The sequence below is a fragment of the Bacillus sp. MYb78 genome (assembly GCF_002975115.1).
In the GTDB taxonomy this organism is placed as follows: Bacteria; Bacillota; Bacilli; order Bacillales; family Bacillaceae_G; genus Bacillus_A; species Bacillus_A cereus.
Genome location: NZ_PCOB01000002.1, coordinates 333,625 through 359,902 on the forward strand (window position 1 = coordinate 333,625; position 26,278 = coordinate 359,902).

Here is a 26,278-nt window from a genome sequence, read left to right on the forward strand (position 1 = left end):
TTATATGTTTAAATTAATGAAACTCGAATGGAAAAAACATAAATTATCTAGTTATTTTAAAGGAGTAGCGATTTGTATTATAGCAATTTTTGCTGCGGTAAGTCTTATGGCATGGGCATCTAAAGTAGAGGATGAGTTGATGTTCTCTAGCTATATGGAATACATGTCTTTAGCAAATATTTTTATTAGAATTACATTTATTATTTTTGCATCGGTTATTTTATCACGTTTAGTGATTGATGAATACAAGAACAAAACAATACAGCTACTATTTATGTACCCACTGCAAAGGAAAATGCTAATGAGAGCGAAATTAGCAATTGTTTTTAGTTTTTGCTTTGTGAGCACGATAATCGCAACATTTATTATTAGTTTGCTCATATTCTGTATGAATCCAATAATAGGAATACTTGAAACGCCTGTTACGATGGGGGAAATAATAGCTACCGTTCCAACTACTATTATAAGTGCATTTATGATATCTGGTATAAGTTTAATTCCTTTATTTTTTGGAATGAGAAAGAAATCGACACCGACAACGATTACTTCAGCAGTAATAATTGGTATGCTGATTAATGGTAACGTTGGTCCTGGAAATGGTCAAGTAAGTATGTTTGATTTTATAGCTATCCCAATCGTGCTCTGTTTATTAGGAATTTTCATTAGTTATCTATCGTATCGAAAAATCGACAAGATTGATGTGGCGTGAAGCAAGCTTAAAACAAAAACGAACTGGGGTATGACTGGTGAAAAAAATAATAGTAATTGCAATATTAGTCATTACAATTGCTAGTGCGGTTTTGGGTTTTAAGGTATTTCAGGTGAAAGATTTTAAGCAAGAAAGGTCTTTTGAAATCAATAATATAAAAGAAATAGAAGTAGACAATGAAAACTGGAATATTGAATTTAAAAGTACAGACGCTAATAAAATAGTAATTTCCGCTCAAGGTCAACAAGTAGATAAAAAGATAGATCCCGTCAAAATAGAAAATGACGAAAATAAAATTGTGATTAAGCAAAAACAAAAGGTGACCAAATTTTTTAATGGTTTTACGTTTAGGAAGAAAAATAGTATATGTATAGCTATTCCGAGGAAAGCAATAGACAAAATTGTAGTCAATAATAAATCGGGTGATGTGAAAATAAACGATATAGTAGTAAAAAGTATCGTGACAAAAGGCAAGTCTGGAGATGGAATGATTACAGGACTATCGGCAGAGAAGGGTGAATTCATATCCGAAAGTGGGGATTTGATGTTAAAAGATAGTTCATTACAAGAAGTAAATATAACTTCTACTACTGGCGATAATTATGTGAAAAATGTAAAAAACGAAAATGTGAACATCACTTCAACATCTGGGGAAGTATTACTGAAAGATATGACAGAAGGAAAATCATTATTTATAGAAACAAAATCAGGGGATATTGGCGTACGGTATAAAGGTGTCCCAGCATCATTGAAGCTTATGGCTAAAAGTAATTCAGCTGATGTAATAGTGGATTTAAAAGGACTTAAGAAAGATAAAAATACAGAAAAAATAAAAATAGGAACGATTGGTGATGCAAAAAATGAAGCGAAGATTTTAAGTGAAACAGGAGTCATTTATATTGATTAAATCTTAGGAGGAAGGAGGACACTATCATGCTACATTTAATGAAGCTAGAATTGAAAAAGTTTAAGCTTGGTTGGTACGTGAAGAGAGCAATTATTGCAAATATTGTTATACTGGCATTAATGATCTTTGTGAGCATCATCGCTCAAGTAGAAGGTGATGCAGAAATAAGGAATCCAGAGACGATATTGTTAATGGCTAGCACAATAGTAAGAGCAACGTTTATTGTTTTTGGTAGTGTATTAATCGCAAGGCTAATAATTGGTGAATATAAAAATAAAACAATACTAATCATGTTTTCTTATCCCATTAACCGAAAGAAGATGATGGCTAGTAAGTTGGCTATTACAGCGACAGTAACATTTATAACAGTTATTGTATCTAACATTTTAGTAGTAGGAATTTTCTTTGGGATAGATAGTTATTTTTCAATTCTTCCTAATTCATTCACAGTAGATCAATTGATGCAAGAAGGAATAAAACTAGTTCCTTTAGCCATTGCAACTGCGGGGATGAGTTTAATCCCATTATATTTCGGAATGCGTAAACGTTCCGTGCCAACTACAATTGTTTCATCTCTTATCGTTGTCACAATTGCAATGAATAATGGCAACCCAGCGTTTTCTACAGCAACTTTTCTTCCCCTTCAACTAGCACTTGCAGCAATTGGAGTTGTAATTGCATATTACGGCATTAAAAATATAGAGAAGGAAGATATAACTGTATGATAAGAATATGTGAAAAAGAGTTGGTGTTACACCAACTCTTTTTTGTATATGTATGCTTCGTTACTACTCTGTAAATTTAGAGTGTGTGCTTAAATACTTTTGCACTTCTGGAGAAATGTTAAAGTTATTAGGACTTTTATATTCGATAGTAAACTCGCCGTCGGTACTTGTTTCAAAGGAGATTGCATAGCTATTCATTTTAGCATCGTAAGAAGTATTTTTGACTTCTGCATCTAGATTAAAATATTTTGTAATATACTCTTTTGAGTCCGTAATTGCTACTTGTTTTCCCCAAGGGGTACCATAATAGGTGAAATAAAGAGATACACTAATAACTCCAATAAGAGAAGTTAGTAAAATAGTTCCCATAGCTATTTTTTTATTTTTTGTATTCAATTTGGTTACTCCTCTTCGTAATATGTATTCATTTTAACCTATCTTTTCCATAAAACAACCATTAAGAAAAAATAGTTTCACATGAAACAAGTTACAGAAAAAGACAAGATATGTAAACATCTTGTCTTTTTTGTCGTTACATTTTAGGAGCTTCCATTCCAGCCGCAGCCCATTCTTCTTTTGCGGGGCCATATACGCCAGGAACTGTTAAGCCAGCTTGTCGCATTAAAACCGTCATTTGTCCGCGGTGGTGATTTTGATGATTAATGAGTGTCATTAAAAATATAGAATTCGGCATAGGGCGACCAAAGAAGTCATTAATAGTAGCTAAGTCTTTATCAGTCCATTTACTTTGAAGTGTTTCAACAAAAGCCGCGTTTACTTTACGGTATTCATCTGCAATTGTTTTTGCAGAAGTTGGAACAGGATAATCTTTCGATTCTCCTTCAAACTTTAGCCCTGTGCCAGATAGTATAACAGGAATTGCCGTCACGATGTGCCAAGCAACTCTACCTAACGTCCAATGTTCAGGTGCAATTTCTTGTGATAAAGATGCATCGGTTAATGAATCAAGCATTTTCTGAGTAGACTCTGCTTCGTATGTCCATGATTGCAAGAAGCCGTCAATTGTTTGGTACATTATTGTTATCCCCCTCTACTTATGTTCATAGATTAAGTTCGAGAAGAAATGACAAGTTCCCTTTATGTTTTAATGATGGTATTTAAAATTTTATATATAAATTTTATGATACTATTGAGTGTATATAGAATTATATTAATTTAGGGGGATATTATGAAAAGATTGATTTTAGGAATCATAATTTTATTTTTAATGGTAGGATGTAGCAATGAAATCTATAAAAAAGCAATGGATCAAGGGAAATTGGCGTTAGCGAGTAAAGAATATGACACGGCAGTAGCATCATTTGAGCTAGCATTAGAAGAGAAAAAGGATGATAAAGAAGCAAAGGTATTAAAAGACCAAACTACTAAGATGATAAGTTCGATAAAAGAGAAATCGAGTGGAAATATAGAACAAGCAATAGGTTTGTTTCAAGAAGTAGAAAAGATGAAAGATGGTTCCGCAATCCTTCAAAGTCAAGCGAAAGAACAAAAAGATTCGCTCATAGAGCATAAAGAGTTAAAAGGTCAATATATAGGTCAATTGGAAAAGGCAGAGAAGTTAAAGAATGATAAAAAGTATGAAGAGGCTAAAGGGATAGTAAATAAAATTGTTAACGATACTGGCCAAAATCAACAATTTATTTCGGAAAATCAACGGGCCGAAGAGCTGAATAAGCAAATAGATGGCTTACTAACTCAACAAGCAGAAGTTAAGAAAAAAGAGGAAGAGTTAAAAAATGAAAAGAAAAAAGAGGCTGATATTGGAAAGTTAAAGGGGTCTTGGATGTCATCAGAAAGTACAGACAGGCTAGTTGGGTTGGAAATAGAATCTATTAATAGTGAGAAAACAGGCGGAGAATTTATGGAACATAATATTTTTGGGAAAGGGACTACTATAGGAGACTTTCGAATATTAAGTGTGGACCAAGGGATTATTTCCATAGAGCTTGTATTTTTAATGGGAGAAAGAAAACAGAAGGTTGATTTGAAACTTGAGGAGAACACATTAACTGTACATCATGAGTTTATGGGAGGGACTAAATCTGTGAAATTAGTGAGATCAGAGTAATTTATCCCGCTATTCACCTGCAGTAAAATTCCCACCTCAAGATTCGGCTGGAGCAAAGAAGTTAGGTGGGAGATCCACTGCTCATAAAAGCCCAATTGGTTTGGGTTAATAATCAGTGGGGATGAAGCCCCCCCCACTAATTAAAGTTTCACTTTATTTAGTATATAAAAAGGAGGCTTCTAAAACGAAGCCTCCTTTTTAATTAACTTTCTTCCCACTCTTCCTCATTAGCCATAAGAAATAAGGTGCTCCAAGTACAGCAACGACAAGACCAGAAGGAATTTCTTTCGGATATGCGATTGTACGTCCAAGTAAGTCAGCAACAGAAAGAAGGATTGCTCCAAATAGTGCTGAACAAACGAATAGTCTTTGATGATTCATACCAACAACAATTCTTGCTAAGTGAGGTGCGACAAGGCCTAAAAAGGCAATTGTACCGACAGCAGCGATATTTACTGATGCAAGTAGTGTCGCTAGCACAATCAGAGCAAGACGTGTTTTATTTACTGGTTGCCCAAGTCCAGTTGCTAAATCGTCTCCCAGTACGAGAACGTCAAGTTGTTTTATTAAGAAAAAGATAATGAATACAAGAATTAGAGATGGATATAGAATGATATTTTCTAAGTGATTCCACCCTCTTGCATACGTACTGCCAGATAACCATGTTAAAGCAGCGGCAACATTCAAATTGGCTCTAACGATAAAGATTTGAATAATTGCTGAGCCAAGTGCAGAAATACCAATTCCTATTAAAGCAAGAGCTGTTGGGCTAAATCCTGATTTCCATGAGAAGAAGAGGACAATTCCAACTGCAAGTAGTCCGCCGATAAATGCACCAATTGGTAGGAAGAAACCAGGAAGTGCAGGAAAGACATACATAATCGTTAAAGCACCGACACCAGCTCCTGATGAAATACCAATAATAGAAGGATCGGCAAGTGGGTTTCGTAATATACCTTGGAAAACAAGCCCACTTATTGCAAGGCATGCACCAGCAATAGCGGCAACGAGCATTCTTGGTAATCGAAGATTCATCATCATGTTTTTGTCAAATTGTGTTAATTGACCTGATATAACATTTGTAATGCTTTCGATATAAGCGTTACTACCGATTGTAACACCAAGAGCAATCGTCACAATACAAAGTGTGATAGATATAATGATTACCTTTTTATAAGAATAATAGCGGGAACTAGCTCCAGCTGCATTCGCACCGTTATCATTCATATATTGTTTCGACTTCATCATTCGATACACTAAGTAAATAAGCCAAGGAGATCCAATCATTGCTGTGACTGCCCCAACAGGAAGTTCTGCACCGGTTGGATCTATTAATCTACCGACAACATCTGCTCCAAGCAATAATACTGCCCCCCATAAGAAAGAAGAGAGAAGAAGAGTAAAGTGTTGACGGTATCCGATAAGGCGCATTAAATGAGGTGCAACTAAGCCGACAAAGCCAATTGGTCCAACAACAGTAACAATTACTGCTGTTAAAAAGATTGCAGCAATGAAGGCGATAAGACGTGTTACTGCTGTTTTTTCACCAAGAGAAATAGCAACATCATCACCAAGTAAGAGAATGTTGAGTTTACGAGACATAAATAGTAAAACTAGGAAAGAAATAATGATAAATGGAAAAGCAAATTGAACGCCATCCCAGTTATTTTGAATAAGAGAGCCAGCTCCCCATAAAAATAAACCAGCTGTTTCATTTTCATAGAAAAGCTGCATCGTTCCGGTAAAGGCAGAGAGCATTAATGTAACGACCATACCAGCTAATGCCATTCTAAGTGGGGTTCCCTTTTTTCCACCAGAAATACGGTATACAAATAAAGCAGTAATAGCACCACCGATAAATGTGAACAGAAGAGAATTAATTTGTAAATCTTTCGGTAAGAAAATTGTAGCCGCTACTAGAAAGAAATATGCGCCAGAGTGAATACCCATTGTACTGGATTCAGCAAGTGGATTTTTCGTTAACGTTTGTAAAATAACCCCTGATGCAGCAAGAGCGCCTCCAGCTAAAATGGCAATTACAGCTCTAGGTAATCGAAGCATGATTAAAGTTTGATGTTCTAGCGATTGGTTCGGTGAGATAAGAGCATCAATAATCATACTATAGGAAATGTTTGCTTGACCTTGTCCGATATGAATAAAGAAAAGGAGGAGCAAGAGAGCTGCTCCTCCTCCGAATACAAGACTTGCTCGAAGTGTATGTTTTAGGCTATTCATCGTGTAATCACTTCTTCGCTGTCATTACATCTGCTACTTGTGTTGCTAAAGATGTTGCAGACTCAGGACCACCGAAAATCCAAGTGTCGCCTTTTAATTTATACATTTTGTTTTCTTTTTTGAACTTTAATTCTTCCCAAGCAGGGTTGCCTTTTAGTTGCGTGTCAAAAATGTTATCTTCATCCGCTACAATGTAAATGAAGTTTGAATCTTGTACACTTTGTAATGATTCTACAGTTGTTTGTTTAAAACCATCTGGCTCAGATTTTCCTGCTTCAAAAGTATTTGTTAGACCTAATTTTTTTGTAACTTGTAAAGCTAAAGAATTTTCAGTTAAGATACGGAATGTTGGTACGTTTTTAGCAGTAAATGCTTGTGCCATTGCGATGTTTTTATCTTTTAAGTCTGCTTTATCAATTTTTGCTTTTGCATCAGCGAATGCTTTATCCATATCAGCTAATACTTTTTTACCTTCTTCTTCTTTTCCAACTGCTTTTGCAATTTGTTTAAATGTTTCTGTCATTTCAGCAAAGTGATCGTTATTGCTTGTTGATGGATCAAACATAACTGTTGGTGCAATTTGCTCTAATTCATTTTTAATTGCTTTACCACGGAATGAAGCTGTAATAATTAAGTCTGGTTTTAAACGGCTAATTTCTTCTAAGTTTGGTTGTTGACGTGTCCCTACATCTACAACATCTTTACTCGGTTTTGTTTTTGTATTTACCCATTTATTATAATTCTTAATGTCTGCCATCCCTACTGGCTGAACACCAAGTGCTAATAAGTCTTCAGAATATACCCACTCAAGTACAACTACTTTTTTTGCTGGTTTATCTAACTTCGTTTCCCCTTCAGCGTGTTTAATTGTTATAGCTTGATTTTTATTGTCCGCTTTTGTTTCTTTTTTCTCCTCTTTTTGCTGTCCACATCCAACAGCGAATAGAAGAACTACTATGAAAATACTGAGAATTTTCTTCATCTTCTGCCCCCAAATTAAGTGTTTTTTGTAACTAGTACCATAAGTGAAAATGGTTATCAATTACAACACCCAAATCATACTATGAGGGTATTTTAAGTGTCAATATATTTTTAAAATTTTGACGAAAAATAACGAATTATACGGATTTTTATATATTATAGTCGCTATTTATGAAGAATAAGCCTCTTTACTAAAAATATTGGCGAATGTGGAAAGTTTAAATGGGAAAGTGGCTGTGTACGATAGTGTAATGTGTATTGTTAATAGTCTGTGGAGATAAGGCGAAAGTACAAGCAAAAGGAGAGTGAATCGCATGTAATAATTACTAGAATGTATGGAGGAAATCTGTGTTTTATCCCCGACTAGGCAAAGTATTTCTTTGTTATTTAGATAGGTGTTTTTTAAGTCGGTGATTGCGCTAAAAAGATCGAATGTAAAGGAAGTGATCAACATGTCTTCATGGAGCAATAACGTAAATGGATATTGTGGGTGTAATAATCAAAATGGTGTACATGTTGATTCATGCTGTTTTAGTTGCGATGGGACAGTTCCTAAGGTTGGTCCAACCGGTCCGACGGGGGCAACAGGAGCAACAGGTGGCGCAGGCCCAACGGGAGCAACAGGTGGCACAGGCCCAATGGGGGCGACAGGAGTAACAGGCGACACAGGTCCAACGGGAGCGACAGGAATAACAGGAGCAACAGGTCCAACGGGAGCGACAGGAATAACAGGAGCAACAGGCCCAACGGGAGCGACAGGAATAACAGGAATAACAGGGGCAACAGGCCCAACGGGGGCGACGGGAGTAACAGGAATAACAGGAATAACAGGGGCAACAGGCCCAACGGGGGCGACGGGAGTAACAGGAATAACAGGAATAACAGGGGCAACAGGCCCAACGGGGGCGACGGGAGTAACAGGAATAACAGGAATAACAGGGGCAACAGGCCCAACGGGGGCGACGGGAGTAACAGGTTCAACAGGAGCAACAGGCCCAACAGGAGCGACAGGTTCAACAGGAGCAACAGGCCCAACAGGAGCAACGGGTCCAACGGGAGCAACCGGGGCAACGGGTTCAACAGGAGTGACAGGCCCAACGGGAGCAACAGGCTCAACAGGCTCAACAGGTCCAACGGGAACGACGGGTTCAACCGGTCCGACAGGAGCAACAGGAGCGACGGGCTCAACGGGTTCAACCGGGGCTACAGGTACAAGTATCACGGCGACATATGCATTTGCAAATAATACGTCGGGAACAGCGATATCGGTAGTTCTTGGTGGAACGAATGTCCCGCTTCCGAATAATCAAAACATCGGTCCAGGAATTACTGTTTCTGGTGGAAACACAGTATTTACGGTTGCAAATGCTGGTAATTATTATATTTCATATACAATTAATATAACGGCTTCATTATTAGTCAGTTCACGGATTACAATTAATGGAGGGGCACTTGCTGGGACGATAAATTCTCCTGCGGTAGCAACCACATCATTTAGTGCAACAATTATTACAACTCTTGCAGCAGGAGATGCTATTAGCTTACAATTATTTGGTTTGTTAGCTGTTGCGACATTATCAACAACTACCCCAGGAGCGGTATTAACAATTATAAGATTAAGTTAATGACAAACTCTCTTACTCTTTTAAGATTAAGAGAGTTTCTACATATAATAAGAAGTTAATGAAGTAAAGCATAGTTATATAAAAGTCAGAATATTATGATTGTAACGTTATGGTGACTATAATATAATGAAAATAACCATCATGAATGAACATTCATTTATTTTTTATGTATTTGAAGGGGGAATGAAGGTGGAAAAACCATGGTTGAAAAGTTATCCAGAGGAAATTCCGAGTACGATTTCTTATGATATTCAGCCGCTTCATAGATATGTAGAACAGATGGCTTCTCGCTACCCAGAAAAGAAAGCGCTTCACTTTTTAGGGAAGGATATTACGTTTTCGGACTTCCATGATAAGGTGAAGCGGTTTGCAAATTATCTTCAAAAACTCGGTGTGGAAAAGGGTGATCGAGTTGCTATTATGTTGCCGAATTGTCCGCAAGCTGTAATTGGTTATTACGGTACATTACTTGCGGGAGGTATCGTAGTACAAACCAATCCACTGTATACAGAAAGGGAATTAGAATATCAGCTTCATGACTCGGGAGCAAAAGTAATTCTTTGTCTCGATTTAGTGTTTCCAAGAGTAACGAATGTTCAATCTGCTACAAAAATTGAGCATATTATCGTAACTCGTATTGCAGACTTTTTACCATTCCCTAAAAATCTATTGTATCCATTTGTGCAGAAAAAACAGTCGAATTTAGTTGTGAAAGTATCAGAGAGTGAAACGATTCATCTTTGGAATTCAGTAGAAAAAGAAGTGAATACGAATGTTGAGGTGCCTTGTGATCCTGAAAATGATCTAGCTCTTTTACAGTACACAGGAGGAACAACCGGATTTCCGAAAGGAGTTATGTTAACGCATAAAAACCTCGTCTCTAACACGTTAATGGGAGTTCAATGGTTATATAATTGCAAAGAAGGAGAAGAAGTCGTTCTTGGGGTTCTTCCATTTTTCCATGTTTATGGTATGACAGCTGTTATGAATTTAAGTATTATGCAAGGATACAAAATGGTCCTTATTCCAAAGTTTGATATGAAAATGGTTTTTGAAGCGATTAAGAAGCATAAAGTGACATTGTTTCCAGGGGCACCAACTATTTATATCGCTCTTTTAAATAGTCCGCTTTTAAAAGAATACGATATTTCTTCTATTCGTGCTTGTATTAGTGGATCAGCACCACTGCCAGTAGAAGTACAGGAAAAGTTCGAAAAAGTTACAGGTGGTAAACTAGTAGAGGGATATGGTTTAACAGAATCCTCTCCGGTTACACATAGTAATTTTTTATGGGAAAAGCGAGTGCCAGGTAGCATCGGAGTTCCGTGGCCAGATACAGAAGCAATCATTATGTCGCTTGAAACTGGTGAGGCATTACCGCCAGGAGAAATAGGTGAAATTGTAGTGAAAGGCCCTCAAATTATGAAAGGATATTGGAATAAGCCAGAGGAAACAGCGGCTGTATTGCAAGATGGCTGGCTCCATACAGGTGATGTTGGCTACATGGATGAAGATGGATTCTTCTATGTAAAAGATCGCAAGAAAGATATGATTGTCGCGAGTGGATTTAATGTGTATCCTCGTGAAGTTGAAGAAGTATTATATGAGCATGAAAAAGTGCAAGAAGTAGTGACAATTGGAGTTCCAGATCCGTACCGAGGAGAGACAGTTAAAGCATTTGTTGTGTTAAAAGAAGGTACGGAATGCTCTGAGGAAGAATTAAATCAGTTTGCACGTAAATATTTAGCGGCTTATAAAGTGCCGAAAGTATATGAGTTTAGAGATGAATTGCCGAAAACGACAGTAGGGAAAATTTTGCGCCGTGTTCTAATAGATGAAGAGAAGAGAAAGAATGAGGATGAGCAAACGGGCTAAGGCCCTTTCTTTTTGAAAAAATAGGATTGACACTTTTCTAAATAGTCAGTATTATAAGAATATGAATGACTATTCATTCAGTCATCTTCTTGAAGGGGACAGTAAAGTGAAGAAAAATAGACCGAAATACAATCAAATTATTGATGCGGCAGTCATTGTGATTGCGGAGAATGGGTACCACCAAGCGCAAGTTTCTAAAATCGCAAAGCAAGCTGGGGTAGCTGATGGCACGATTTATTTATATTTTAAAAATAAAGAAGATATATTAATATCCTTATTCCAAGAGAAGATGGGAGAATTTGTCGAAACAATTCGTCAAAAAACAGCAGGAATTGAAAGCGCTGTATCGAAGTTATTCATGTTGGTAGAAACGCACTTCTTGCTGTTGTCGCAAAATGATCCGCTTGCTATCGTTACGCAATTAGAGCTAAGGCAGTCCAATCAAGACTTGCGCCTTAAAATAAATGAAGTATTAAAAGGCTACTTACAAGTTATGGATGAGATTTTAGAGACTGGTATAAAACAAGGTGAATTTCAAGCAGATTTAAATGTTCGCGTGGCAAGACAAATGATCTTTGGAACAGTAGATGAAGTTGTGACCAATTGGGTAATGAGCGATCATAAGTATGATCTGGTCGCACTTTCAAAAACGGTACACGGGCTACTTATTGCAGCTTGTGGTTATCGTCAATAATGGGAGGGATCATGTTGAAATTCCTATCTGTAAGAGTTGAAGATCATATCGCGGTGGCGACGTTAAATCACGCACCAGCGAATGCGATGTCTTCACAAGTTATGCATGACGTTACTGAATTAATTGATCAAGTGGAAAAGGATGATAACATTCGTGTTGTTGTTATTCACGGTGAAGGACGTTTCTTCTCAGCAGGAGCAGATATTAAAGAATTTACATCTGTTACTGAAGCGAAGCAAGCAACAGAATTAGCACAGCTTGGACAAGTTACGTTTGAGCGTGTTGAAAAATGTTCAAAACCAGTTATTGCGGCAATTCATGGAGCGGCACTGGGCGGCGGCCTTGAGTTTGCTATGTCTTGCCACATGCGCTTTGCAACTGAAAGTGCAAAACTTGGTTTACCTGAATTAACACTTGGATTAATTCCTGGCTTTGCAGGTACACAGCGCTTACCACGTTATGTTGGGAAAGCGAAAGCTTGTGAAATGATGTTAACAAGTACACCAATTACTGGTGCAGAAGCATTAAAGTGGGGACTTGTTAACGGATTGTTCTCTGAAGAATCATTTTTAGATGATACGCTTAAAGTTGCAAAACAAATTGCTGGAAAAAGTCCAGCAACAACTCGTGCTGTACTAGAGTTATTGCAAACGACAAAATCGTCTCATTACTATGAAGGTGTACAACGTGAATCACAAATTTTTGGTGAAGTATTTACGAGTGAAGATGGAAGAGAAGGTGTAGCCGCATTTTTAGAAAAGCGTAAACCTTCATTTAGTGGCAGGTAGTTCAATTATTTTTTTAATATAAATTAACAGAAAATTAAAATTGATAGAATCTTTCTGAAAAACAAGGGGGTAAATGGAATGAACATCTACGTACTCATGAAACGAACATTTGATACAGAAGAAAAAATCGTAATTAAAAACGGTGCAATTTACGATGGCGAAGCGGAATTCATCATCAACCCTTACGATGAATATGCAATTGAAGAAGCAATTCAAGTAAGAGACGCACAAGGTGGAGAAGTTACAGTTGTAACAGTCGGTGGCGAAGATAGTGAGAAAGAACTTCGTACTGCATTAGCAATGGGCTGTGATAAAGCGGTATTAATTAATATTGAAGATGATGTAGAAAATGGTGACCAGTTCACGACAGCAAAAGTACTTGCTGAGTATTTAAAAGATAAAGATGCAGATTTAATTTTAGGCGGAAACGTTGCAATTGATGGTGCATCTGGACAAGTAGGGCCACGCGTAGCTGAAGCGTTAAATATTCCATATGTAACGACAATTACAAAACTTGAAATTGACGGTACAAATGTGAAGATTGAGCGTGATGTTGAAGGTGATACAGAAGTGATTGCAACTTCATTACCAGTTTTAGTAACAGCACAGCAAGGTTTAAATGAACCTCGTTACCCATCGCTTCCAGGTATTATGAAAGCGAAGAAAAAGCCACTAGAAGAATTAGAATTAGATGATTTAGATTTAGAAGAAGATGATGTGGAAGCAAAGACAAAAACAATTGAAATCTATTTGCCTCCTAAGAAAGATGCAGGAAAAGTGTTACAAGGCGAGCTGCAAGATCAAGTAAAAGAACTTGTATCGTTGCTCCATACAGAAGCGAAAGTAATCTAATAAAATACGAAATTATATATGCAGGAGGGAAAATCTATGGCTCGTAAAGTATTAGTAATGGGTGAAGTTCGTGATGGATCGCTACGTAACGTTTCGTTTGAAGCGGTAGCAGCAGCAAAAACAATTGCAGAAGGCGGTGAAGTAGTAGGTCTTCTAATTGGAGACAGCGTTGCCTCTTTTGCAAATGAATTGATTCATTACGGTGCAGATCGCGTTGTGACAGTTGAAAATGATAAATTAAAATCATATACATCTGATGGTTATGCACAAGCGTTTTTAGCTGTACATGCTGAAGAAAATCCAGAAGGTATTGTCTTTGGACATACGGCACTTGGTAAAGATTTATCACCAAAATTAGCAGCGAAGCTTGAAGCTGGTTTAGTTTCTGACGTAACTGCTTTAGAGGTTGAAGGTGGAAATGTTATCTTCACTCGTCCAATTTACTCTGGTAAAGCATTCGAGAAGAAGATTGTAACAGACGGCATCTTATTTGCGACAGTGCGTCCAAATAACATTGCAACTCTGGAAAAAGATGAGTCTCGCAGCGGTGACGTATCTTCTATTACAGTTGATGTGAAAGATTTACGTACAATTATTCAAGATGTTGTCCGTAAAACAGCAGAAGGTGTGGATCTTTCTGAAGCGAAAGTTATTATCGCTGGCGGACGCGGTGTGAAGAGTGAAGAAGGATTTAAACCATTAAAAGAGTTAGCTGACGTACTAGGCGGCGCTGTTGGGGCATCTCGTGGTGCTTGTGACGCTGAATACTGTGAGTACTCATTACAAATTGGTCAAACTGGTAAAGTTGTTACGCCAGACTTATACATTGCATGTGGTATTTCTGGTGCGATTCAGCATTTAGCAGGTATGTCTAACTCAAAAATAATCGTTGCGATTAATAAAGATCCAGAAGCAAGTATCTTCAAAGTAGCTGACTACGGTATTGTTGGTGACTTGTTCGAAGTTGTACCTCTTTTAACAGAAGAGTTTAAAAAGTTAAAAGTACATTCATGATTTAAGTACCCTTGAGTTCCAAGTGAAGTACCCCTATATATAGAAAAAGGTGAGAGATCCCCTGTCTCTCATCTTTTTAGTATTTAATCCATATTTTTATATAGTATAAAGGAACATTTTTTTGTTACAATACATAACGATACATATTATTCGCCACGTATATAAGTTAATGATATACTCTTGGTAGAATATACTTGAAGGAGGAAATAAAATGGCAATTGTAAACGCAAATGACCAAAGCTTCGCAGCTGAAACTAGCGAAGGTGTTGTATTATTAGATTTCTGGGCACCTTGGTGTGGACCTTGTAAAATGATCGCTCCTGTATTAGAGGAGATCGATGCAGAACTAGGAGAAAAAGTAAAAGTAGTAAAAGTAGATGTTGATGAGAACCAAGAAACTGCTCGTCAATTCGAAGTAATGAGCATTCCAGCTCTTTTCGTATTAAAAGACGGTAAAGTAGTTGATCAAACGTTAGGTTACAAACCGAAAGAAGCGTTAGTAGAATTAGTTTCTAAACATTTCTAAAATAAAAAAGCTACCAGTTGGTAGCTTTTTTTATTTTCTTTTTTACAGTCTTTCCGTTACAATAAAAGAACGTATGTTGGGTGTTTGAGCATAGTATGTTTTCAAGGGAAAATAAAAATGCTAAGTATGTAGAAATGGAGGGAGACGAGTGCACGAACATTTGAAAGAGAAGTTGGCTATTTTACCAGATCAACCTGGTTGTTATTTGATGAAAGATAAGCAAGGAACGGTTATATATGTTGGAAAGGCAAAAGTGCTTAAAAATCGTGTGCGCTCGTACTTTACTGGTTCACATGATGGGAAAACACTGCGGCTTGTAGGAGAAATTGTTGATTTTGAATATATTGTAACCTCTTCGAATTTAGAAGCACTTATTTTAGAGTTAAATCTAATTAAAAAATATGATCCGAAATATAATATTCAATTAAAAGATGATAAAACATATCCTTTTATTAAAATTACGGCGGAGAAGCAACCGCGCTTACTCATTACTCGAAATGTAAAAAAGGATAAAGGAAAGTATTTTGGTCCTTATCCAAATGCACAATCTGCTCATGAAACGAAAAAACTGCTAGATCGTATGTATCCACTTCGGAAATGTACGAATATGCCAGATAAAGTTTGTTTGTATTATCATATGGGTCAATGCTTAGCGCCGTGTGTGAAAGAAGTGACGGAAGAACAAAATAAAGAAATTGTAGATGCAATTATTAAGTTTTTAAATGGTGGACATAAAGAAGTTCGTTCAGAATTAGAAGTAAAAATGTATGAGGCCTCAGAGAAACTAGAGTTTGAACGTGCAAAAGAGTTGCGTGATCAAATTGCTCATATTGATGCGATTATGGAAAAACAAAAGATGATTATGAGTGACTTAGTGGATCGTGATGTGTTTGGATATGCAGTGGATAAAGGATGGATGTGTGTTCAAGTTTTCTTCGTTCGAAAAGGAAAGCTAATTGAACGTGATGTTTCTATGTTTCCAATTTACGATGAACCAGAAGAGGGTTTTTTAACATTTATCGGCCAATTTTATGAAAACAGTAGTCATTTTAAGCCGAAGGAAATCGTCGTTCCAGGAAGTATAGACTCGGAATTAGTAGAGCGCTTTTTAGAAGTAGAAGCGACACAGCCGAAACGTGGTAAGAAAAAAGACCTTGTAGAATTAGCAAATAAAAACGCGAAAATTGCTCTTGAAGAGAAGTTTTACTTAATTGAACGTGATGAAGAACGAACGATTAAAGCAGTAGATCATTTAGGGAAGCAGCTTGGGATTGAAACGCCGTATCGTATTGAAGCGTTTGATAACTCAAATATTCAAGGAACAAATCCTGTTTCTGCAATGATTGCTTTTATCGATGGGAAACCGGCGAAGAAAGAGTATCGAAAATATAAAATTAAAACGGTTCAAGGACCAGACGATTATGAGTCTATGAGAGAAGTTGTGAGGCGCCGTTATACAAGGGCCCTTAAAGAAAATTTACCTTTACCTGATTTGATTATTATTGATGGAGGAAAAGGCCATCTAGCGGCTGCAAGTGATATTCTAGAGAATGAGCTCGGATTATATATTCCGATGGCAGGTCTTGTGAAAGATGATAAACATAAAACCTCCCATTTAATTATTGGGGACCCACCGGAACCTGTGATGCTTGAGAGAAATAGCCAAGAATTTTATTTATTGCAGCGTATTCAAGATGAGGTGCATCGATTTGCGATTACATTCCATCGTCAATTACATGGGAAATCTGTCATTCAATCAGCATTGGATGACATTCCAGGAATAGGTGATAAACGGAAAAAGGTATTGTTAAAACATTTTGGTTCATTAAAGAAGATGAAAGAAGCTTCTATAGAGGAATTTGTCGAAGCGGGTATGCCGAAAAATGTCGCGGAGACGATTTATACGTATTTAACAGATAAGAAGACGTTGTAGTTTACAACGTCTTCTGTTTTTTGGTATAATTTCTGAAGATTTAAAATAAATGCATCTGAATGAAAATACAAAAAAGTCAACTAAACTGATATGTCTAGTTGACTGTAGGTAATGCTTACACTTCAATGAGATCTTTTATATCCCATTTTACAAGAAATGTAATAGAGTCAGAACGTTTTTTCTTTTCTTCGTATGACTCTGCAACGACGTTCCGTTGCTTTTGAATTTGTTCAGCGATGAATCCAGCTTCTAGTTGATAAGAAGAATGTCGTTTTTGTTTTTGACGTTCTGCAATGAGTGTGCCTTTAAGTTGGAACTGCATTTCACGACGCTTATGTTCAATAATGCTTAAAGTGCCCCAGCCAGCTTTTTCAAAGAACTGAATGACTTCTTCAATTGTTTCTAGCGGATATTTTCTTGCAAGGTTTCTACCAGACCAGTATAAAATACCATCTAAATCGTTGCCGATTAAATCAGGTAGTAATTCTTCACGTAGCAATTCATAAGCGAAGGCGTTCAATGAAACATCTTCTAAAGATGTTATATCGATTGTATTTTTACTCACAATATTCCCCTCTTTCTATAGGGATTATTATATAACATTTTTCATTTATAAAAACAGATTTTTCTTTAGGGAAATCTGAATATCTAAGAAGAAAAAAAGAATTGCCAAATTATATGCAAATTATGTATACGTTTTCTTGACGCTTCGACAAAAATAGGGGTAAAATGAACTTGTTATCAAATTATGCTGAAATATTTCGAATAATTTTTTCAGTTTTTCTTATGCCAATAGTGAAAAAACATTATTGTTATAAATTAATCTGAAAACAGCAGTCAAACATTCAAGGGGGTAATGGGGACATGAAAGGCCGCGAGTATACGTTTCGTAAGTGGCACTCATTAATGGGGGTCATCCCGGTTGGTGTCTTTTTGACGCAACATCTAATTGTAAACAACTTTGCAACAAGAGGAGCAGAGGCTTTTAACAAAGCTGCAGGCTTTATGGAGCTCCTTCCATTCCGGTATGCGCTAGAAATTTTCATCATCTTTTTACCGATACTGTACCATGCTATATATGGCTTATATATTGCATTTACAGCTAAGAACAATGCGGTTTCTTACGGTTATTTCCGTAACTGGATGTTCGTTTTCCAAAGAATTTCAGGTATCGTTACGCTGATTTTCATTTCTTGGCACGTCTGGGAAACTCGTATTCAAGCAATGTTAGGTAAAGAGGTAAACTATGATATGATGGCAGATATTTTAAACAATCCAGCTATGTTTGCATTCTACTTAGTTGGTGTTGTTTCAACAATTTTCCACTTTGCAAATGGACTATGGACATTCTGCATCAGCTGGGGAATTACAGTATCTCCACGTTCACAAAGAATCTCTACTTATGTAACATTAGCTATTTTCTTAGGTCTATCTTATGTAGGTGTGAGTGCATTATTAGCGTTCATCGATCCACAGCTAGCAAATCAGTAAGGAGTGGGAGAGCATGAAAGGGAAACTTATAGTAGTCGGCGGTGGCTTGGCTGGCTTAATGGCAACGATTAAAGCGGCAGAAGCAGGAGTAAATGTTGAACTGTTTTCTTTAGTACCAGTAAAACGTTCACATTCTGTATGTGCTCAGGGCGGAATTAACGGTGCCGTAAATACGAAAGGTGAAGGGGATTCTCCATGGATCCACTTTGACGATACAATTTATGGTGGGGACTTCTTAGCGAACCAACCACCAGTTAAAGCAATGTGTGAAGCAGCACCTGGTATCATTCATTTAATGGACCGTATGGGTGTTATGTTCAACCGTACGGAAGAAGGACTTCTTGATTTCCGTCGATTTGGTGGAACGCAACATCACCGTACAGCATTTGCTGGTGCAACAACTGGACAGCAATTACTTTACGCATTAGATGAGCAAGTACGTCGTCACGAAGTAGCAGGACTTGTAACGAAATATGAAGGCTGGGATTTCTTACGAGCTGTTGTTGATGATGAAGGTGTGTGCCGAGGAATCGTTGCACAAGACTTACAAACTATGGAGATTAAAAGTTTCGGAGCTGATGCCGTGATTATGGCAACAGGGGGCCCTGGTATCATTTTCGGAAAATCAACAAACTCCATTATTAATACAGGTACAGCAGCTTCTGCTGTATATCAACAAGGTGCATATTATGCAAATGGTGAGTTCATTCAAATTCACCCAACGGCAATTCCTGGAGACGATAAATTACGTCTTATGAGTGAATCTGCACGTGGTGAAGGTGGACGTGTTTGGACATATAAAGATGGTAAACCATGGTACTTCTTAGAAGAAAAATATCCGGCTTACGGAAACCTTGTACCTCGTGATATCGCAACGCGTGAAATCTTTGATGTTTGCGTAGAGCAAAAACTAGGTATTAACGGTGAAAACATGGTGTACTTAGATCTTTCTCATAAAGATCCGAAAGAACTAGATATTAAACTTGGTGGAATTATTGAAATCTATGAGAAATTTACAGGGGATGATCCTCGTAAACTACCAATGAAAATCTTCCCAGCTGTTCACTATTCAATGGGTGGACTATGGGTTGACTATAAGCAAATGACTAGTATTCCAGGTTTATTTGCAGCAGGTGAGTGTGATTATTCTATGCACGGTGGTAACCGCCTTGGTGCAAACTCACTATTATCAGCAATTTACGGTGGTATGGTAGCAGGACCAAACGCAATTGAATATATGAAAGGTCTTTCTAAATCATCAGATGCTGTTTCATCTACTGTATATGAGCAAAATGAATTAATCGAAACAGAGAAATTTAACAATATTTTAACGATGGATGGTAATGAAAATGCATATGTTCTTCATAAAGAGCTTGGAGAATGGATGACAGATAACGTTACAGTAGTTCGTGAAAATAAAAAGTTATTAGAAACAGATGCGAAAATTGAAGAGTTAATGGATCGTTACAAACGTATTAACATTAACGATACAGCGAGATGGAGTAACCAAGGTGCTTCATTTACACGTCAACTTGCAAATATGTTTGAGTTAGCACGTGTTATTACAATTGGCGCATATAACCGTAATGAGAGCCGCGGGGCGCATTACAAACCTGAATTCCCAAATCGTGATGATGCAAACTTCTTAAAAACTACTATGGCAAAATTTGAAGGAGAAGGAAATGCACCAGCATTCCATTACGAAGACGTTGATGTTTCATTAATTAAACCACGTAAACGTGATTATTCTTCAAAACATGATGTAGCTGCTAAGGGTGAAGAGAAGGGGGATAAACAACATGTCTGAGAAAACAATCCGCCTCATCATTACGAGACAAGATGGACCAGATGCACAAGAGTTTGACCAAGAGTTTGAAATTCCATATCGTCCTAATATGAATATTATTTCGGCGCTTATGGAAATTCGTCGTAATCCTGTTGATTCAAAAGGAAACCAAACAACTCCGATCGCATGGGATATGAACTGCTTAGAGGAAGTATGCGGTGCATGTTCGATGGTTATTAACGGAAAGCCACGTCAATCATGTACGGCTCTTATTGACCAATTAGAACAGCCAATTCGCTTAAAGCCGATGAAGACATTCCCAGTTGTACGTGATTTACAAGTTGACCGCAGTCGCATGTTTAATGCTCTAAAACGCGTTAAAGCTTGGATTCCAATTGATGGTACGTATGACTTAGGTCCAGGACCAAGAATGCCTGAGAAAAAGCGTCAATGGGCTTATGAGCTTTCAAAATGTATGACATGTGGTGTTTGCTTAGAATCATGTCCAAACGTAAACAGTAAGTCTGACTTTATTGGACCAGCGCCGTTATCACAAGCTCGTTTATTCAACTCACATCCAACGGGTGAAATGCATAAAGCAGATCGCTTACGTGCAATTATGGGAGATGGAGGACTAGCAAACTGTGGTAACTCTCAAAACTGTGTGCAGTCATGTCCGAAGGGTATTCCTTTAACAACTTCAATTGCGGCATTAAACCGTGATACAACAATTCAATCGTTCAAAGATTTCTTTGGTAGCGATAATAACTATTAATAAATATTGCCTCTTCATCTTGAAGGGGCAATATTTATAACTTCATTTTTCAGTTTATTCTGTTTTTTTTGGCAGGAAGGGGAGATAGCGTTGAAGAGAATTTCTTATATTGAAGACTTCGAGAAATGGGAAAGTGGTTTTTCATTTTACAATCCTGTAAAGGTTCGTTTTGGTGAAGTAGATATGTTTGGACATGTAAATAATGTCGTTGCTTTTACTTATTTTGAAGAAGCTCGTATCGCGTTGTTTAAAGAACTTGGATTTATGCAAGAGTGGACACATGCATCATCAGAAACGATGATCGTTGTTGCGGATTTACAATGTAATTTTATTAAGCAAATATATTTTGATGAACAGTTGAAGGTGTATGTAAAGGCAGGATCGGTTGGGAACTCTTCTTTAGATCTACATTATATGGTGAAGAATGCAGAAGGAGAGGTTTGTTTAGTAGGTCGTGGAATGATGGTTCAAGCGTCGAAAAAAACAGGAAGAGGCGAACCATGGCCTGAAGAATGGAAGAAGAAATTACTACAATGATAGAGTGAAAGAAAAATAAGAGAGCAATTTGCTCTCTTATTTTTTGTCTTCCATCGCTTCTTCTAATGTTAAGTGATGTTTATATAGGTATGTAGCGTATGGATTACCAACGTAGCGTAAGTGCCATGGTTCATATGCATATTCTGTTGTATCTGTTTTATCTTCTAAGTAACGAATGACAAAGCCGAATTCATGAGCGTGTTCCGCGACCCATTTTCCTTCTGCTGTCTCCCCGAAAATAGGCTCTAATTGAAATTTAGCTGTTTTTGAACTAATATCCATTGCTAAACCCGTTTGGTGTTCACTCGTACCAGGAATTGCGCTTACTGAATTAGCCTCAGCTTTTCCTTGACGCCTAACGTATGTATCATGCAACGATTTTTGGCGTTTGTATGAACGATAACCAGATACAGCTGTAAAATCAAGCCCTTCTTTTTTCGCAGCTTTGAACATGTTTTCAAGTGCCTCTGCAGCATCTTTGCGTAGCAATGTTTTTTCTTTATCTTTTGGACTAGCAAATGGTACGTTTGGTCTCGTTAAGTCTTCAGGAATGTATCCATCTGGTAGTTTTCGATGTTTATTAATTAAGACAAGATTAGATTTTGGATTTGTTACAACTGAAAAGTTATTGTCTATTTTCTTTGCATTATGATCAGCTTTTGGAAAAGCAGGAATCTCTTCTTTTGGGTGATTAGTATGTTTTTGACTTTCGACAGCTTTCGCTTCATTATGTAGTGGTGATTTAGAACCAAAGTAAGTGAAAGATGTGATACCGATTACAATAGTAGTGGCAGAAATAATTATTATCTTTTTCATAATGCCTTGTAACCACAGTCCCTTCTTAATAAAATGTGTAGCGTTTTTTTATTATAAGTCTAGTTTGTTGGAAAAGGAATATAAGAGTCATAACGTAATAGAAATGCAAAGAAAATGTCAGAAAATGTGTGAATTTGTAGTATTTTTTTATATAATTCATTTCTTATCTTTCATGAATTGCATTTTTTATGTAATATATATACATAAGAAGATGTAGCGATTATCGAGAATAAAGAACTTCTTGTATAGACTAGGAGTGAATGGGAATGGATTTTGCAACAATTATTGGACTTGTTTTAGGATTTTTAGCAGTGGTAGTAGGGATGGTCGTCAAGGGCGCTGACGTAACAGCCTTATTAAATCCTGCCGCAGCATTAATTATTTTTATCGGTACATTTGCTGCAGTATGTATTGCATTTCCGATGAATCAACTAAAAAGGGTTCCAAAACTATTTAAAGTTCTTTTTGGTTCAAATAAAAAGGATTTAAGTTATGAACAGTTGCTAGAATTATTTGTTCATTGGACATCTGAAAGTAGAAAATACGGTATTTTGTCTTTAGAGCAACAATTAGACAAAATTCAAGATGAATTTCTTTTGCGCGGTATGAAATTTGTGATTGATGGCGTATCCGCAGAAGATTTAGAGCAGATTTTGGAATCTGAATTAGAGGCAATTGAAGAAAGACATGCAAAGGGAGCTGCTATTTTTTCACAAGCTGGTACGTATGCACCGACATTAGGAGTTTTAGGTGCTGTTATCGGTCTTGTAGCTGCGCTTGGTAACTTAACTGATATTGAAAAGTTAGGTCATGCTATTTCGGGTGCGTTTATTGCAACGATTTTTGGTATTTTTTCAGGTTATGTATTATGGCATCCATTTGCAAATAAGTTAAAGCAAAAATCTTCAGCTGAAATTGAGAAAAAACGTTTAATCATTGATTGTTTATTAATGTTACAAGAAGGTACATATCCGTTTATTATGAAGAACCGCATTTTAGGTGCACTTTCTGCAACTGAGCGTAAAAAGCTAGAAAAAGGAGCAGAAAAAAATGCGGAGTAAGAAAAATAGAAGAGGCAAAAAGAAAAAACATGATGAGCATATCGATGAAACGTGGTTAATTCCATATTCTGATATGTTAACGTTGTTATTTGCATTGTTTATCGTTTTATTCGCAATGAGTAGTATAGATGCTGCGAAGTTTAAACAGATGGCAGTTGCTTTTCGAAGTGAATTAGCTGGGGGAACAGGTAACAAAGAATTTTTAAGTGATCAAAAGCCAAATGAGGAAAAAGAATTATCAGCAAGTAGCCTTGAGGCAGAACAAGCAAAAAAACAAGAAGAAGCTAGAGCTAAAGAAAAAAAAGAGATGGATGAATTGAAAGCATTACAAAAAAAGATTGATCAATATATTAATGAAAAACAATTATCCTCTTCTTTTCAAACTAAATTAACTGAAAAGGGATTAATGGTGACAATATTAGAAAATATACTGTTTGATTCGGGGAAAGCAGATGTGAAATTAGAATCTTTAGGGATTGCGAAAGAGATGTCTAGCTTACTTGTTTCAGCGTCACCTCGTGAAATTACAGTATCGGGTCATACGGATAATGTCCCTATTGCGAATGCGCAGTTTGCGTCGAATTGGGAATTAAGTACGCAGCGGGCAGTTAATTTTATGCAAGTATTACTGCAAAATAAAGAATTACAACCAGAAAAATTTAGTGCGATTGGATACGGAGAATACCGTTCAATTGCTCCAAACGATACACAAGAAGGAAAGGCAAAGAATAGACGTGTGGAAGTGTTTATCTTGCCTTTAACAGAGAAAGTAAAATAAAGAGGATGGCGAATGCCATCCTCTTTTATTTTACTTCAAATGATTTTAAGTTGTTGCGACGGATTTTATCTTTTTCTGCATCTGATTTTTTGAAATCATAATCATATAAAGCGCCTTCCCAATCGCCATACATTGGATTCGGGAAAATAATGAATTTCTCACCAAATTGTGCTTTTGAATCTTCTACTGTTTGGTTACGATCTTTTACAGATTTTCCATCAAAACCTGTGAAATCAGATAAGTTATCACCGAAGAATAAGACAATATCATGGGTTTGAGAAACGAGTTCACGGCGTTTTTCTTTTCCTTTTTCTTTCGGATCTTGTAGTAATATATGTTCTTTCGTTGCTTGAGGAGCACCTACACGCTCAAGATTTTTAATTGTTGCATCTAGTTGGTTCGTTTTACGATTTGAGATGTAGTAAATATCTACACCTTTAGACTCTGTATATTTTAAGAAATCAATTGCGCCTGGAAGGGCTTCAGCCTCAGCTTTATTAATCCAATCATCCCATTTGTAAGGATAGCCTTTGCCTGTTTTTACGCTCATTGCTTGATGAGGACTGTTATCTAAAACAGTTTCGTCTAAATCAAGTACGATAGCAGGTTTTTTCTCTGTCCCTTTTGCAAGAACTGCATCAAGCTTTAATTGACCGATATTGTACCCTTGGTAGTAAAGTGCTTTCGTTTCGCCAGCTGTTTGATACCATAAATCAGCCATTAATTGCTGTTCTGTTAATTTTACTTTCTCTTCTTTCGCCACTGTTTTCTCTGGTGTTCCTGAACATGCTACAAGTGATGTAGATAGAACCGCTACAGATAATAGAGTGGTAATGCCCCTCTTCATCTTCATATGTACCCTCCTTGATGTTAGAAAATCATTTTATATTATATATTAAAATATAATATTTTTATATGAACATTTGCATATTGTCTTTTGTATATATAGTAGTATGTCCTATATTAGAAAGATGAGCAAAATAATAATAGTTATTTTGACAAGTTTTATTGTCGTAATGACAATTATAATTGACAAAAAGAGTTTTGTTATTTACAATTTTAACTAAATAGAACAAATGATGGATTAATGACGGTGTTTACATATAAGAGGATGAAGTGTAGTGCTATATTTTTTCTTGAATAAACATAGTCTTTGAAAGAGAGTACGAATGATACTAAAGGGGAGGCTTTATACTTTGAGTTTACAAATTCAAAACTTAACGAAACAATTTGGGGAATCAAAAGCAGTTAACGGTTTGCAAATTTCGTTACCAAAAGGTGAAGTACTAGGATTACTTGGACGAAATGGTGCAGGGAAAACAACAACAATCAAAATGCTTCTCGGATTATTAACGCCTAATGAAGGTACGATTACGTGGGATGGAAAAGCATTTGGGGATAGTGGCGTAACAATTGGGTATTTACCAGAAGAAAGAGGTTTATATACAAAAAGTAGAGTAATAGATCAGTTGCGATATTTTGGTAGATTAGAAGGAATGTCGAAGAAAGAAGTAGATCAAGCTATTGATCATTGGTTAGAGCGTTTAGCGATACCAGAATATAAATTTAAAACGGCTGGAGAGCTTTCAAAAGGGAATCAGCAAAAAATCCAATTAATTGCTGCTCTTCTTCATAATCCGGAACTTCTCATTTTAGATGAACCATTCAGCGGCCTTGATCCAGTTAACGCCGGGATGTTAGCTAGTATTATTGAAGAACAAGTACAGAGCGGAAAGACGATTATTTTATCAAGTCATCGTATGGAACAAGTAGAGGCTTTTTGCCAACATGTATGTATTTTGAAAAAAGGTGAAGCAGTCGTAAAAGGACAGCTAAGTGATATTAAGAAAGAATACGGTTTCCGTAATTTAACGATTGAAGATACAGTAGAGAATGAAAAGGGATTAGAAGCTATACATGTATCGTATGAAAAACAACAAGGCCTTCTTTATGTGAAAGTACAAGACGATGCGGAAGCTCTCAAGATTTTGCAACAGTTGCAAGAGCAAGGTGTTAGCTTACGACAATTCAAAATGTTAGAGCCGACGTTAAATGAAATCTTTGTAGAGAGGGCGAAATAA

Annotated in this window: 26 protein-coding genes; 19 read left to right on the plus strand and 7 right to left on the minus strand. The window is 36.8% G+C overall.

Going from position 1 to position 26,278, the window contains the following annotated elements; translation table 11 throughout:
- Positions 1 to 4: 4 nt before the first annotated feature.
- From CQ064_RS05695 to CQ064_RS05705, 3 genes are read left to right on the plus strand one after another with little or no spacing between them, the layout of a single operon-like run.
- The gene (locus CQ064_RS05695) at positions 5 to 709 is read left to right on the plus strand and encodes an ABC transporter permease (RefSeq protein ID WP_000475535.1); all 705 of its coding nucleotides are present in this window, start codon (positions 5 to 7) and stop codon (positions 707 to 709) included.
- Between the two features lie 37 nt (positions 710 to 746).
- On the plus strand, positions 747 to 1,616 hold the full coding sequence (locus CQ064_RS05700; protein WP_000721012.1) for a DUF4097 family beta strand repeat-containing protein: 870 nt from the start codon (positions 747 to 749) through the stop codon (positions 1,614 to 1,616).
- Positions 1,617 to 1,642: 26 nt separating this feature from the next.
- Positions 1,643 to 2,341: an ABC transporter permease gene (locus CQ064_RS05705; protein ID WP_000902920.1), complete on the plus strand. Its 699-nt coding sequence runs from the start codon at positions 1,643 to 1,645 to the stop codon at positions 2,339 to 2,341.
- A gap of 63 nt (positions 2,342 to 2,404) precedes the next feature.
- On the opposite strand, the gene CQ064_RS05710 is transcribed toward CQ064_RS05705, so the two are convergent.
- Together CQ064_RS05710 and CQ064_RS05715 are read right to left on the minus strand one after the other, a co-directional pair.
- Positions 2,405 to 2,737 (minus strand): YfjL-like protein, encoded by a 333-nt coding sequence (locus CQ064_RS05710; protein ID WP_001093302.1) that lies wholly within the window; start codon positions 2,735 to 2,737, stop codon positions 2,405 to 2,407.
- A gap of 136 nt (positions 2,738 to 2,873) precedes the next feature.
- Positions 2,874 to 3,377, minus strand: a complete 504-nt coding sequence (locus CQ064_RS05715; protein ID WP_000284950.1) for a DinB family protein — start codon at positions 3,375 to 3,377, stop codon at positions 2,874 to 2,876.
- A gap of 153 nt (positions 3,378 to 3,530) precedes the next feature.
- On the opposite strand from CQ064_RS05715, the gene CQ064_RS05720 reads away from it, so the two are divergent.
- Positions 3,531 to 4,430 carry a tetratricopeptide repeat protein gene (locus CQ064_RS05720; RefSeq protein ID WP_000825572.1) on the plus strand — a complete coding sequence of 300 codons (900 nt, stop codon included), beginning with the start codon at positions 3,531 to 3,533 and terminating at the stop codon, positions 4,428 to 4,430.
- A 198-nt stretch (positions 4,431 to 4,628) separates the two neighbouring features.
- Here CQ064_RS05720 and fhuB read toward each other — a convergent pair whose 3' ends face one another.
- Both fhuB and CQ064_RS05730 read right to left on the minus strand, forming a co-directional pair.
- The gene (gene fhuB, locus CQ064_RS05725) at positions 4,629 to 6,665 is read right to left on the minus strand and encodes a Fe(3+)-hydroxamate ABC transporter permease FhuB (RefSeq protein WP_001086669.1); all 2,037 of its coding nucleotides are present in this window, start codon (positions 6,663 to 6,665) and stop codon (positions 4,629 to 4,631) included.
- A 7-nt stretch (positions 6,666 to 6,672) separates the two neighbouring features.
- Entirely contained in the window at positions 6,673 to 7,647 is a 975-nt protein-coding gene (locus CQ064_RS05730) for an ABC transporter substrate-binding protein (RefSeq protein ID WP_000722820.1), read from the minus strand.
- A 451-nt stretch (positions 7,648 to 8,098) separates the two neighbouring features.
- Here CQ064_RS05730 and CQ064_RS05735 point away from each other — a divergent pair, with 451 nt between their 5' ends.
- The 8 genes from CQ064_RS05735 to uvrC all read left to right on the plus strand — a co-directional run bounded on the left by CQ064_RS05735 (position 8,099) and on the right by uvrC (position 16,953).
- On the plus strand, positions 8,099 to 9,271 hold the full coding sequence (locus CQ064_RS05735) for a BclA C-terminal domain-containing protein (protein ID WP_105559641.1): 1,173 nt from the start codon (positions 8,099 to 8,101) through the stop codon (positions 9,269 to 9,271).
- Between the two features lie 189 nt (positions 9,272 to 9,460).
- Positions 9,461 to 11,146 (plus strand): long-chain-fatty-acid--CoA ligase, encoded by a 1,686-nt coding sequence (locus CQ064_RS05740; protein ID WP_000414744.1) that lies wholly within the window; start codon positions 9,461 to 9,463, stop codon positions 11,144 to 11,146.
- 106 nt (positions 11,147 to 11,252) lie between these two features.
- A complete protein-coding gene (locus tag CQ064_RS05745; RefSeq protein ID WP_000742223.1) occupies positions 11,253 to 11,840 on the plus strand; it encodes a fatty acid metabolism transcriptional regulator FadR in 588 nt (195 codons plus the stop codon).
- A gap of 11 nt (positions 11,841 to 11,851) precedes the next feature.
- Positions 11,852 to 12,628: an enoyl-CoA hydratase gene (locus CQ064_RS05750; protein WP_000911291.1), complete on the plus strand. Its 777-nt coding sequence runs from the start codon at positions 11,852 to 11,854 to the stop codon at positions 12,626 to 12,628.
- Between the two features lie 78 nt (positions 12,629 to 12,706).
- On the plus strand, positions 12,707 to 13,480 hold the full coding sequence (etfB, locus tag CQ064_RS05755; protein WP_001029028.1) for an electron transfer flavoprotein subunit beta: 774 nt from the start codon (positions 12,707 to 12,709) through the stop codon (positions 13,478 to 13,480).
- A gap of 36 nt (positions 13,481 to 13,516) precedes the next feature.
- Positions 13,517 to 14,494 (plus strand): electron transfer flavoprotein subunit alpha, encoded by a 978-nt coding sequence (gene etfA / locus CQ064_RS05760; protein ID WP_000101946.1) that lies wholly within the window; start codon positions 13,517 to 13,519, stop codon positions 14,492 to 14,494.
- Between the two features lie 211 nt (positions 14,495 to 14,705).
- Positions 14,706 to 15,020: a thioredoxin gene (gene trxA / locus CQ064_RS05765; protein WP_001018944.1), complete on the plus strand. Its 315-nt coding sequence runs from the start codon at positions 14,706 to 14,708 to the stop codon at positions 15,018 to 15,020.
- A gap of 148 nt (positions 15,021 to 15,168) precedes the next feature.
- Complete coding sequence (uvrC, locus tag CQ064_RS05770; RefSeq protein ID WP_000544292.1) at positions 15,169 to 16,953, plus strand: excinuclease ABC subunit C; 1,785 nt, start codon at positions 15,169 to 15,171, stop codon at positions 16,951 to 16,953.
- A gap of 115 nt (positions 16,954 to 17,068) precedes the next feature.
- Here the strand turns inward: uvrC and CQ064_RS05775 are convergent, their stop codons facing one another.
- The gene (locus tag CQ064_RS05775) at positions 17,069 to 17,518 is read right to left on the minus strand and encodes a YslB family protein (RefSeq protein WP_000042214.1); all 450 of its coding nucleotides are present in this window, start codon (positions 17,516 to 17,518) and stop codon (positions 17,069 to 17,071) included.
- A 299-nt stretch (positions 17,519 to 17,817) separates the two neighbouring features.
- Here CQ064_RS05775 and sdhC point away from each other — a divergent pair, with 299 nt between their 5' ends.
- The 4 genes from sdhC (at position 17,818) to CQ064_RS05795 (ending at position 21,542) form a co-directional block, all read left to right on the plus strand.
- Complete coding sequence (sdhC, locus tag CQ064_RS05780) at positions 17,818 to 18,444, plus strand: succinate dehydrogenase cytochrome B558 (RefSeq protein ID WP_000678354.1); 627 nt, start codon at positions 17,818 to 17,820, stop codon at positions 18,442 to 18,444.
- A gap of 13 nt (positions 18,445 to 18,457) precedes the next feature.
- Positions 18,458 to 20,251: a succinate dehydrogenase flavoprotein subunit gene (gene sdhA / locus CQ064_RS05785; protein WP_000676743.1), complete on the plus strand. Its 1,794-nt coding sequence runs from the start codon at positions 18,458 to 18,460 to the stop codon at positions 20,249 to 20,251.
- On the plus strand, positions 20,244 to 21,005 hold the full coding sequence (gene sdhB, locus CQ064_RS05790; RefSeq protein WP_001291830.1) for a succinate dehydrogenase iron-sulfur subunit: 762 nt from the start codon (positions 20,244 to 20,246) through the stop codon (positions 21,003 to 21,005). The genes sdhA and sdhB overlap by 8 nt, the downstream gene beginning before the upstream one ends.
- Positions 21,006 to 21,095: 90 nt before the next feature.
- The gene (locus CQ064_RS05795; protein WP_000822727.1) at positions 21,096 to 21,542 is read left to right on the plus strand and encodes an acyl-CoA thioesterase; all 447 of its coding nucleotides are present in this window, start codon (positions 21,096 to 21,098) and stop codon (positions 21,540 to 21,542) included.
- 36 nt (positions 21,543 to 21,578) lie between these two features.
- On the opposite strand, the gene CQ064_RS05800 is transcribed toward CQ064_RS05795, so the two are convergent.
- Positions 21,579 to 22,358: a M15 family metallopeptidase gene (locus CQ064_RS05800; RefSeq protein ID WP_000720210.1), complete on the minus strand. Its 780-nt coding sequence runs from the start codon at positions 22,356 to 22,358 to the stop codon at positions 21,579 to 21,581.
- Between the two features lie 266 nt (positions 22,359 to 22,624).
- Between CQ064_RS05800 and motA the strand changes: the two genes are divergently transcribed.
- Positions 22,625 to 23,419, plus strand: coding sequence for a flagellar motor stator protein MotA (gene motA / locus CQ064_RS05810; protein ID WP_000344862.1), 795 nt, complete (start codon positions 22,625 to 22,627; stop codon positions 23,417 to 23,419).
- Complete coding sequence (gene motB / locus CQ064_RS05815; RefSeq protein WP_001256741.1) at positions 23,409 to 24,197, plus strand: flagellar motor protein MotB; 789 nt, start codon at positions 23,409 to 23,411, stop codon at positions 24,195 to 24,197. Before motA ends, motB begins: the two co-directional genes overlap by 11 nt.
- Before the next feature lie 25 nt (positions 24,198 to 24,222).
- On the opposite strand, the gene CQ064_RS05820 is transcribed toward motB, so the two are convergent.
- Positions 24,223 to 25,050, minus strand: a complete 828-nt coding sequence (locus tag CQ064_RS05820) for a 5'-nucleotidase, lipoprotein e(P4) family (RefSeq protein WP_000782772.1) — start codon at positions 25,048 to 25,050, stop codon at positions 24,223 to 24,225.
- A gap of 343 nt (positions 25,051 to 25,393) precedes the next feature.
- Between CQ064_RS05820 and CQ064_RS05825 the strand changes: the two genes are divergently transcribed.
- Complete coding sequence (locus CQ064_RS05825; protein ID WP_000058130.1) at positions 25,394 to 26,278, plus strand: ABC transporter ATP-binding protein; 885 nt, start codon at positions 25,394 to 25,396, stop codon at positions 26,276 to 26,278.